The 10,348-nt window shown below is 45.1% G+C and carries 9 protein-coding genes, 2 tRNA genes and 1 rRNA gene; all 12 read left to right on the top strand.

What is annotated here, in order from left to right; translation table 11 throughout:
- Nucleotides 1-146 (top strand): 23S ribosomal RNA (locus tag DXA13_RS12155); the annotation flags it as partial.
- A gap of 102 nt (nucleotides 147-248) precedes the next feature.
- Nucleotides 249-323 (top strand) — tRNA-Pro (locus DXA13_RS12150).
- A 23-nt stretch (nucleotides 324-346) separates the two neighbouring features.
- Nucleotides 347-418: transfer RNA gene (locus DXA13_RS12145), tRNA-Gly, on the top strand.
- 239 nt (nucleotides 419-657) lie between these two features.
- Entirely contained in the window at nucleotides 658-1,677 is a 1,020-nt protein-coding gene (locus DXA13_RS12140) for a LacI family DNA-binding transcriptional regulator (protein WP_118244796.1), read from the top strand.
- A 347-nt stretch (nucleotides 1,678-2,024) separates the two neighbouring features.
- Complete coding sequence (locus DXA13_RS12135) at nucleotides 2,025-3,158, top strand: cysteine desulfurase family protein (RefSeq protein WP_118244794.1); 1,134 nt, start codon at nucleotides 2,025-2,027, stop codon at nucleotides 3,156-3,158.
- A 100-nt stretch (nucleotides 3,159-3,258) separates the two neighbouring features.
- Nucleotides 3,259-4,332, top strand: a complete 1,074-nt coding sequence (locus DXA13_RS12130; RefSeq protein ID WP_118244791.1) for a TRAP transporter substrate-binding protein — start codon at nucleotides 3,259-3,261, stop codon at nucleotides 4,330-4,332.
- Nucleotides 4,333-4,348: 16 nt separating this feature from the next.
- Entirely contained in the window at nucleotides 4,349-4,951 is a 603-nt protein-coding gene (locus DXA13_RS12125) for a TRAP transporter small permease (RefSeq protein ID WP_181995649.1), read from the top strand.
- Between the two features lie 2 nt (nucleotides 4,952-4,953).
- Nucleotides 4,954-6,243, top strand: coding sequence for a TRAP transporter large permease (locus tag DXA13_RS12120; protein ID WP_118244787.1), 1,290 nt, complete (start codon nucleotides 4,954-4,956; stop codon nucleotides 6,241-6,243).
- A 42-nt stretch (nucleotides 6,244-6,285) separates the two neighbouring features.
- The gene (locus tag DXA13_RS12115) at nucleotides 6,286-7,329 is read left to right on the top strand and encodes an alcohol dehydrogenase catalytic domain-containing protein (protein WP_118244785.1); all 1,044 of its coding nucleotides are present in this window, start codon (nucleotides 6,286-6,288) and stop codon (nucleotides 7,327-7,329) included.
- Between the two features lie 87 nt (nucleotides 7,330-7,416).
- Nucleotides 7,417-8,532 (top strand): 3-dehydro-scyllo-inosose hydrolase, encoded by a 1,116-nt coding sequence (iolN, locus tag DXA13_RS12110; protein WP_118244783.1) that lies wholly within the window; start codon nucleotides 7,417-7,419, stop codon nucleotides 8,530-8,532.
- A gap of 29 nt (nucleotides 8,533-8,561) precedes the next feature.
- Complete coding sequence (locus DXA13_RS12105) at nucleotides 8,562-9,374, top strand: transketolase (protein ID WP_347559837.1); 813 nt, start codon at nucleotides 8,562-8,564, stop codon at nucleotides 9,372-9,374.
- 5 nt (nucleotides 9,375-9,379) lie between these two features.
- On the top strand, nucleotides 9,380-10,324 hold the full coding sequence (locus tag DXA13_RS12100) for a transketolase C-terminal domain-containing protein (protein ID WP_147348027.1): 945 nt from the start codon (nucleotides 9,380-9,382) through the stop codon (nucleotides 10,322-10,324).
- The last annotated feature ends 24 nt before the right edge of the window (nucleotides 10,325-10,348 follow it).

Genomic DNA, 10,348 nt, shown 5'->3' with positions numbered 1-10,348 from the left:
GGCATCTAAGCGTGAAGCCCCCCTCAAGATGAGATATCCCATCGCAAGAGTAAGACCCCTTGAAGACGACGAGGTAGATAGGGCAGAGGTGGAAGTGCAGCAATGCATGTAGCTGACTGTTACTAATCGGTCGAGGGCTTAACCAGAAGGCGTGAAGGAAGAGAGTTAGGGAAACAAAAGGAAACGGATGAATAATTTCAATATGTGGTTTTGAAGGTATGTGATCATACTTAATAAAACGGTGATGACGGGGTGTGGCTCAGCTTGGCTAGAGCGCCTGGTTTGGGACCAGGAGGTCGCAGGTTCGAATCCTGTCACCCCGATTATTAAAAATATTAGACTTTATGCGCGAGTGGCTCAGGGGTGGAGCACCACCTTGCCAAGGTGGGGGCCGCGGGTTCGAATCCCGTCTCGCGCTTTTTATTTTAAGAGAGAAACCTTAAAGAATAGACTTTGTACTAATGGTTGAGGGGGATTCATAAGAATTCCGCTCCTTTTCTGCGTTTTAAGCAATTTAAATTTATATATTCCCCGGAACCATTTAGAACGGAACATTTGAATAACTTTCTATAAATTGAGATACACAACTGACAGAAATTATTTTTGATACGCACCGGAATGGAAAAAATATAATAGTATTTGGAGGGATATAGCTTAATGGCACGATTGAAAAGAGAGCCTATACATTCTACATCAAAGCAGGTTGCAGAAATGGCAGGAGTATCTCAGGCGACTGTTTCCAGAGTTTTTAGCGGGCAGACAATAGTATCTGAAAAAACGGTGCAGAAAGTAATGAAGGCTGCAGAAGAGCTTGGATATAAGCCAAATGTTATAGCACGAAGTCTATCGGCTAACAAAACAAACATTATTGCAGTTGTACTTTCTGATGTATGCAATCCTTTCTATACTAACGTTTTAGCAAAACTTGTTCAGCGGTTTCAGGAAAGAAACAAACAAATTTTGTTTTTTGAAATGAAAACAAATAAGAATCTGGAACAGATTATGGGACGTGTATTGGAATACCAAGTGGACGGCGTAGTGGTTACCGCTCCGGCGCTTCCCAGCGAACTGACGGAAGCATTAGTTCGAACAAAGAAGCCGCTGGTGCTGTTTAACCGCTATTCTACAAACCGTAATTTGTGTGCGGTATGCAGCGATAATGGAGAGGCCGGACGTATGGTTGCCAATCATCTTCTGGACAAGGGATATAGCCGTTTTGCATTTATATGCGGTAAGAATACAAGTAGTGGAAAGGATCGCTGCTCTGGATTTGTTGAACGTCTCAGGGAACGGGGATATACAAGCGAATATGTAGAAATTGTGGACGAGGGCGACTACACGTATGAATTCGGGTGGAATGCAATGCTGAGACTGTATGAAAAGGATAATCCGCCAGATGGTATATTCTGTTCCAATGATTCGATCGCTATGGGTGCGTTGGATGCGGCAAGGCTTCAGTTGGGTCTTGATGTTCCCGGCAGCGTAGGTATTGTTGGATTTGACGATGTGGAAATGTGTTCCTGGACAAGTGTATCTCTGACAACCATACGCCAGCCCCTCGAAGAAATGATCGATGAACCTGCCGATATCTGTTTGCTGCTGAAGCTGGAGAGGAAAGAGAAGGCGGACTTAGACTTTTTCGGTGTGCTCTCGTTGAAAGAAAAACAACTTAATTAAGAGTTAAAGTCTCGTATAACTTATGATATATGAAGATCAGACCAACCTGTAACAATCAGGCTGGTCTTTTTTTGCTTTTTAGAACAAAAAAGCTAGGAATAATAGGAATGAAAGCGAATTCATTTTAAAAAATAAAAATATAAAAAAGGACTAAGAAAAAAGCGAAAAAACGTTTTTAGGAATATTTCGGATGTGAAAAATAGACAAAAAAGCATAATAAATATAGGAAAAACATACAAAATAGAGACTTTTGATACTGATTCAGAATAAAATTGTTGACACGTTAAATAAATTAATGTATGATAAATCTTGTAAATGAATACGTATTCATTATGAGAGGCGATGATATGAACTTTATATATTTTGACAACAGCGCAACTACACAGGTTGATGATGATATTGCTCAGACGGCTTGTGACGTAATGGTCAATAACTTTGGAAATCCGTCGTCACCATATCATTTAGGACGGGAGGCTCTCCATATTCTGACCCGGGCTCGCCAGCAGGTCGCGATGACGATCAGTGCCCCTACAAAAGATGTTTATTTTACTTCCGGAGGGACGGAGAGTAATAATCTGGCAGTGTTTGGAGTTGCGGAAAACTTTGGCAAGGGAAGAATTGTGACTACAGCGATTGAGCACAATTCCATAATCGATCCGGTCAGACGATTGGGTAAGATGGGATTTGATTCCGTTTTTGTGACTCCTTATAAAGGTGTTATTCGTGCAGAAGACGTAATTAAAGAGGTCAATGAAGAAACAATCCTGGTTTCAGTTATGGCGGTGAACAACGAGACTGGAGAGATTCTGCCTGTAGAAGAAATTGTCCGGGAGGTCCGCAGGAAAAATCCCAATACAATCATACACTGTGATTGTGTACAGGCGTTTGGAAAGATGCCCTTTAAACTTTATCAATGCGGAGTAGATCTGCTTTCGGCAAGTGCACATAAAATTCACGGACCTAAGGGCGTAGGAGCACTTTATGTAAGAGAGGGAACTAAAATCGTGCCAAGGAGATTTGGAGGCGGACAAGAAAGCAGAATCCGTCCGGGAACAGAGCCTGTTCCATTGGCTGCTGCTTTTGGACAGGCGGCAGAAAAGGCTGTCCTTCACATGGATGAGAATAACCGTTATGTGAAGAAACTGAAAGAGAGGCTCATTAACCGTCTGCGGTCCGAACCGGGAATTGTCATTAATTCTCCGGAAAAAAGCCTGGATTATATACTGAATATTTCGGCTCAGGGGATTCGGACGGATGAGATGCTTAATTATTTGAGGTTACATAACGTATATGTTTCTGGCAGTTCGGCCTGTTCAGCAGGGGCGGTCAGTCATGTGATTCAGGCAATGAATCTTGGCGCAGGAAGGCTGGAAAGTGTTTTGAGAATCGGATTCAGCAAGAAAAACACGCTGGAAGAAACAGATACGTTGGCAGATATAATAATTCAGGCAATGAATGAATTGCCGGGGAAGGAGGTTTAACACAGGGAATACTTTAACGAATCGATGAGAGGGGCTGCAAACGGCACAGGGTATGAAAGAAGAAATACGATAGTTTAATCTATGAAAAGGAGAGGGATCTATGAAGAAAATAATAAGAAAATTAGTTTCTGTAATAATTTCGTGTTCACTTGTTTTTGGAATTACAGCATGCGGAGGTTCTGGATCAGGGAAGGAAGCGGCTGATACAGCTGCGGTTGCGGCCGCGGCGGATACGGGTGAAAAAATCATCATTCGTATCGCTCATGATAACAGTGTGACAACACCGGCTCAGAAAGCCTTTGAAAAGTTCAAAGAAGAAGTGGAGGAAAAATCGGAAGGAAGAATAGAGGTTCAGATATTCCCAGGCGGACAGATGGGTAGCGTCCAGGATACATTTGAACAGTGCAGACGGGGTGAAATTGAGATGAGTGCCTCTACTACGAGCAATTTTGTTCAGACAATACCGGAATTTGCTGTATGGGAAAGCTTTTATATGTTTGACAGCCTGGACCATGCCAAGAAAGTGCTGGAAGGGGAGGCTGGTGTGAAAATGATGGAGCCTCTGGAAGCTCACGGGTTAACAGGCATTGGGTATATGCTCATGGGATTTCGTAACTTCTCCAACAGCAAACATCCGATCAATGCTGTGGAAGACATTAAGGGCTTAAAGATGAGAGGCTATAATACGCTTCAAATCAAGGCGTGGGAGTCTGTCGGGGCAGTGCTTACAAATGTGAGCTGGAATGAGTTGTTTACATCACTTCAGCAGAATTTGATCGATGGACAGGAATGTGCAACGGCCAGCTTCTATACGGAAAAGTTCTACGAGGCACAGAAATACTGGTCATTGACCCAGCACGTATTTACCAATTTCCTGTGGTATGCAAATACGAAATTCATGGATAGCCTTTCGGCAGAAGACAGAAAGATTGTTATGGATGCCGCAAAGACAGCAATTGATTACGATTGGAAAGAAATCGCTGATGCAGAGGCGGATGCACTGGAAAAAATTCAGTCAGAAGCAGGTGTGGAAGTAAATGAAGTATCCCTTGAAGTTCGCCATGCATTGGGAGATAAGATGAATGCTGCGGTAAAAGATGACATCATAGCGAATTGCGGTCAGGAAATATATGATATGGTATTCAGCGCATGTGAAGAGGCCAGAACGAATTAAGTTATGGAGGTGGAATATGAAATCAGTCATAAAATGGATTGACGTGAATTTTGAACCCCTTCTTATGGTACTTCTGTTTTTTGCCATGATTCTCCTGGTTACGATGCAGGTATGCCTGCGTATCGTGGGGAAAGGGTTTAACTGGGGCGAGGAAATGTCCAGATTATTATTTGTATGGCTGTCTTATATCAGCTTTGGATATTTGACCCGTAATAACAGGCATGTCCGGATGGCTTTTGCCCGTGATCTGCTGCCGGAAAAAGGCCAGAGGATTGTTATGATTGTCTGTGATCTGCTTTTTTTGGTATTTGTCGTGTTCGGTTTTAAAGCAGCGGTTATTGTATGCGGACAGGTAAATGAGTTTGGCGACCGCCTTGTTACGATTCATGCTACGGCTAATGTTTTATATGCAGCCGGATTAGTTGGATTTCTGCTGATGGCAGTTCGCGGTATTCAAAGTCTTGTGTGGAAACTTATGCACTTTAAAGCAGCTTTCGAGATATTTGCAAACGAAAATGGAGAGCACTATCCGCAGAATCGTCCCTGCTTTATTCCGAAAGCAAGGAAAGCTTTGGATGGAGAATGCGATGCAAAAGCCCATATTAAGGAAGGAGGCTGAAAATGGTACCAGGAATTTTATTTGGTTCACTTATAGCTTTTTTGGTTTTATCTGTACCGATTGGAATTTCCCTTGGACTGGCGGCCTTATCCACAATTACGGCGGTCCATCCCATCAGTATGCAGACTTTCGTGCAGTCCATGATACAGGGGCTGAACTCATTTCCGCTGATGGCGGTACCTCTGTTTACATTTGCAGGAGACGTAATGGGGCAGGGCGGAATTTCTAAAAGGCTGTTAAATGTTACAAGCATATTTTTTGGAAGATTTACTGGTGGATTAGGAATTGTGGCGATTGTTACATCACTGTTCTTTGCAGCGATTTCAGGAACTGGTTCAGCGGCAGTGGCGGCGATTGGAATGATTATGATTCCGTCAATGGTCAGATCAGGATATGACAGGGGGTATTCTGCAGCCCTCGTTGCAACGGCAGGAACGGTAGGAGTCATTATACCTCCCAGCGTCTGCATGGTGGTATATGCAGTTGCGTCCGGCACATCGGTATCGGCCCTTTTTATGAGCGGAATCTTTCCTGGAATTGCAATAGGAATCGCTTTGATTATCTACAACGTTTTCTACTGCAGCCGTCACGGATACAAAGGCACCGATCAAAAATACACATTTAAAGAGGCCATACATGTTATATTGACTGCCATACCTGGATTAATGGTGCCGGTCATCATCCTTGGAGGAATTTACGGAGGCCTTTTTACACCAACGGAGGCAGCGGCAGTGGCCGGAGTGTATGGTGCGATTGTAGCAGTATTTATTTATAAGGAAATTACAGTGAAAGATCTGGTCCCCATAGCCTTTCGGTCATGTACGATGTGTGCGGCAGTGCTGATTATTATCGGCATATCTACAGGCTTTGGCCGTATTCTGACGATCAGTCAGGTGCCGAACAAGGTCGCAGCATTTATTCTCGGTCTGACACAGAGCAAGGTACTCGTGCTGTTATTTATTAATGTGCTGCTGCTGATTGTAGGTACATTTATGGAAACGAACGCAGCAATTATCATATTGACGCCTATTCTGCTGCCGGTAATCACTCAGCTGGGAGTTAATCCGGTACACTTTGGAATTATTATGATTACAAACCTTGCAATCGGATTTATTACACCGCCGCTGGGAGCCAATTTGTTCATGGCAACTCAGGTGGGAGAGATATCGTTTGATAAATTGGTACGAAGAATTGTACCCTGGATTGCTACAATGATAATTGTACTGATGATTATCACCTACATACCACAACTGAGCATATGGCTGCCCGGAGTACTTGGAATCAATGTGTAAGCAATAATTAATTATAAAAAAGAGAGAGGGGTGTGAAGGGCTATGAGAGCATTGATTATGCGAGGCGCGGGGGAATATGAAGTTGAAGAAGTCCCCATGCCGGTATGCCATGCGAATGAAGTAATGGTGAAAATGAAAGCAGTTGCAATATGCGGTTCTGATCCCGTACTGCTAGCAGGCGGAAGCATGGCAGACGGACTTCCGGGGAGCCTTCCCCATATTGCAGGTCACGAAGGGGCCGGAGTTATTGTCGAATGCGGAAAAGATGTGAAAAATTTTGCAGTAGGGGACAGGGTTGCAGTGGAATCTCATTTGGGCTGCGGCTACTGTGAAAACTGCAAGATGGGAAGATACAATCTCTGCCTGAACTTTGGAAATGTATCGGCAGGCCATAAACAGTATGGATTTACAGTACCCGGTTGTTATGCGGAATACTGCGTATACCGCCCGGAGACGGTTCATAAAATTCCGGATAATCTGACGTATGATCATGGCGCGCTGACAGATACGGTCTGTACTGCATTTCATGCGATACAGGAGGCGGGGACAGTTCCGGGAGGCTGGACTGTAATTGTAGGATGCGGGCCGGTTGGGATGGCTATGCTGATGCTGAACAAAGCGATGGGAAGCCGTACCATAGTGTTGGAAACAGGGGCCAGAAAAGATAAGGCGAAAGAATTTGGGGCTGACTATGTGTATGACTTCATGGACCGGGATGTTTTGGAAAACATACATAAAATTACAGGAACGGGAGCAGACCGCTGCTTCGACTGTGCCGGAAATAAAGCGTCCATGGATCTTGCGCTGCATGCCTGCCGCCGGGGCGGAGTTGTGGGATTAGTGGCAATTCCTAAAAAGAATGAGATGGAAATAGATATTAAAACCATTGTATGGGATGAGAAGAAACTGGTAGGAAGCCGGGGAACGCCGAACTCTTCGGACAAGGTGCTGGCGATGATGAGCGCAGGAATGATTCAGGCGGAAAAAATGATTACCCATCATTTCCCCCTGGAGAGATTCCACGAGGCCGTCGAGCTGTTTACGAGCCGCCAGGACGGCGTAATCAAAGTAATTATTACGATCTAAAATAGTGACGCGCCTGAAAAGCGCGGGAAACGAGAGTTAAAAAAGTTATTAAAAAATTATTTAAATAAAAAACAGGAGGAATAAAACATGGCATTAAACAATATCCCAGGAGTAATTTGGAGCGAAAATGGAAAGATGTCTTTTGAGGACACAAAGGTTGGACGCATGAAAAAGGAAATCTTCGATGCGGACGAAGAGCAGCTGGACAAATGGCTTGCCGAATTCGGCTTCCCCTGCGAACCGCAGTTTGGGGCTCCGGGCATGTACATCCAGACGACAATCCGCAAAGATCTGGTAGAAGAAAAGAAAAAGAACGACGTTGTTCTTATCCCTGTAGGATGTACGGAAATGCACGGTGATCACACCGTAAGCGCAATGGATACATTCTTTGTAACTTGTATCTGTGAAGGCGTCCGCCGGTATACGGCCAATAAAGGCTATCCGACAGCAATTGCCCTTCCGCCGCTGAACTATGGCTGCCATCCGCTGCACCATATGGGTATGCCGGGCACAGTTGTTGTGCATGAAGACATCGTAATCGGACAGCTGGAAGATGTTATGCTGGGACTTTGGAACGATGGTTATCGGAAGCAGATCATTGTAAATAACCATGGACAGTTCTGGGTATTGGAATCCGCACTCCAGAGATTCTGCAAGACATATCAGCTGCCAGGTATCTTCCGTTGTATCGACTGGCATCGCGCAGTGCGTGAAATGTTTGCCGTAAAGAGAGACGGCGGTATCTACGACACGCCATTTACCCATGCAGATGAAGCGGAGACATCCTGCGGACTCTATCTGTTCCCTAAGATGGTCAATATGGATTATGCAGTAGATACGGACCCGATGAGTCTGATGAAAACAGACGGGGGACATTTTGACAACTCGGTCGACAGTTACCGCAGACCGTCCAGATGGTCTGAGGGTGAGGGCCATTCCGCAATGGAGATTTTTGCCACTCCGGAAGGCGTCGTAGGCCATCCGACCAGAGCGACGCTGGAAAAGGCAAAACGGCCTTTGCTGTGTATCATGAAGTACATTGTTATGCTCGTAGACGAGTATCTTGAATCCTATCCGGCCGGAACGACTCCAAAGCCAGAGGCTATGACTCTGCGTACAACGGAAGAGATGGAACCATATATGAAAGAACCGTTCTCTGAGGGATGGCGTTCTGTATATGGAATCAACAAGTTTGTATACTGATGTAATACATAAATTAAGAAATCAGGTGAATGATGATGTTATTAAATAAGAAGGCACAGGAACTGCGGAAAAAAACCTTTGAAACGATCTATCGTGCCGGTGGAGGGCATTATGGCGGTTCTCTTTCAGCAATTGAAATAATGACGGCGCTCTATTACGATGTAATGAATATCCAGCCGCAGAATCCTGAATGGGAAGACCGGGACCGGTTTGTTCTGTGCAAGGGCCATGCAGGTCCGCCATTATATGTCATTCTATCCGATTTGGGATTTATTGATCAGGCACGTCTGCCGGAACTGGACCAGGACGGCGGAAGCCTGCCAAAGCATGTGGACAGATTAAAGGTACAGGGAATTGATTACTCATCCGGTCCCTTAGGACAGGGGATTTCTGTAGCATGCGGCATGGCTGCAGCGGCCCGGCTTGATAAAAAAAATTTATATGTCTATGCTCTGCTGGGCGACGGCGAACTTGACGAAGGTCAGGTCTGGGAGGCGGCTATGACAGCCTCCCACTACGGCCTGGATCATCTGATCGCTTTTGTTGACAGAAATATGAATCAAATCGATGGGACGACAGAGGATGTAATGGCTCTGGAACCGCTTTCCGATAAATGGAAGGCTTTTGGCTGGCATGTTCAGGTTGTCGATGGACATGATATTCAGGAGATCACAGAGGCTGTAAAAAAAGCAAAGGACGCAGAAGGCAGGCCGAGCGTGATTATTGCCAATACAATTAAAGGAAAAGGCATTTCCTTTATGGAAAACCAGTATAAGTGGCACAGCGGACAGATTACACAAGAGCAGTTTAATCAGGGCCTGCATGATCTGGAGAGAGGGTGAAGACGATGAGGAATTTTGGAGAGAAAAAAGATACGAAAACCACATACGGTGAAACCCTGGCAGATCTGGCAGAGCAGTATCCGGAACTCGTAGTGGTGGAGGCTGATTTGATGAAAGCATCCGGAAGCGATCCTGTAAAAGCAAAATACCCTGAGCGTACATTTAATGTAGGGATTGCCGAACAGGATGCTCTGGGATTTAGCGCCGGTCTGGCTGCCATGGGAAAACTTCCTTTCGTTTCCGGATTTGCCTGCTTCGTAGCTCAAAGAGCCTGCGACCAGGCAAAGAATTCCATTGCTTATAATGACTTTAATGTAAAAGTGATCGGTACTTATGCCGGCCTTACAAGTGAAAAAAATGGAGGCACTCATATTTCCATCGATGATGTGGCTATTTACCGCAGCATCCCCAGATTTGAAGTATATGATCCGGGAGACGCAAACGAATTCGCCCAGATTTTAAGGTATGCGGCGAAACATAAAGGACCTGTGTACATACGTTCCAACAAAGGGAATGTCCCCACATTTACTCCGGAGGACAGAGAATTCTGCCCGGGTAAGGCAGAACTGCTGTCGGAAGGAACGGACGCAGGGCTGATTACTACGGGAATCACTACGGCAGAGGGAATCCGGGCGGTAGAGGAGCTGAAAAAATCAGGCATAAGCGTTGCTCATCTTCATATGCCCTCAATCAAACCAATCGACAGGGAAGCGATTGCCGAAATAGCAAAAAGGACGAAAGTCATTGTTACGGTTGAAAACCACACGATCTATGGCGGTCTTGGAAGCGCGGTGGCGGAAGTCCTGTGTGAAGAGCAGCCGGCTCATCTCGTAAGGCTTGGCCTTCAGGATCACTTTGGTGAAACGGCCCAGCTGAGCTATATGATGCACAAATATGGCATTGATGAGGAATCGATTGTTGCGGAGATTAAAAAAATACTGGACAAATAGGCTGTTCTCAGGCTGATTCAAGAA

Origin of the sequence: Clostridium sp. AM58-1XD (assembly GCF_003464085.1) — a bacterium.
GTDB lineage: Bacteria > Bacillota > Clostridia > Lachnospirales > Lachnospiraceae > Lachnoclostridium_A.
Note: the sequence above shows the minus strand (reverse complement) of the source record. Positions and strands in the feature narration are given on the sequence as shown.

Coding starts and splice junctions, on each gene's coding strand:
- DXA13_RS12140 (WP_118244796.1), top strand. CDS start 658: ATGGCACGATTGAAAAGAGAGCCTATACATTCTACATCAAAGCAGGTT.
- DXA13_RS12135 (WP_118244794.1), top strand. CDS start 2,025: ATGAACTTTATATATTTTGACAACAGCGCAACTACACAGGTTGATGAT.
- DXA13_RS12130 (WP_118244791.1), top strand. CDS start 3,259: ATGAAGAAAATAATAAGAAAATTAGTTTCTGTAATAATTTCGTGTTCA.
- DXA13_RS12125 (WP_181995649.1), top strand. CDS start 4,349: ATGAAATCAGTCATAAAATGGATTGACGTGAATTTTGAACCCCTTCTT.
- DXA13_RS12120 (WP_118244787.1), top strand. CDS start 4,954: ATGGTACCAGGAATTTTATTTGGTTCACTTATAGCTTTTTTGGTTTTA.
- DXA13_RS12115 (WP_118244785.1), top strand. CDS start 6,286: ATGAGAGCATTGATTATGCGAGGCGCGGGGGAATATGAAGTTGAAGAA.
- iolN (WP_118244783.1), top strand. CDS start 7,417: ATGGCATTAAACAATATCCCAGGAGTAATTTGGAGCGAAAATGGAAAG.
- DXA13_RS12105 (WP_347559837.1), top strand. CDS start 8,562: ATGATGATGTTATTAAATAAGAAGGCACAGGAACTGCGGAAAAAAACC.
- DXA13_RS12100 (WP_147348027.1), top strand. CDS start 9,380: ATGAGGAATTTTGGAGAGAAAAAAGATACGAAAACCACATACGGTGAA.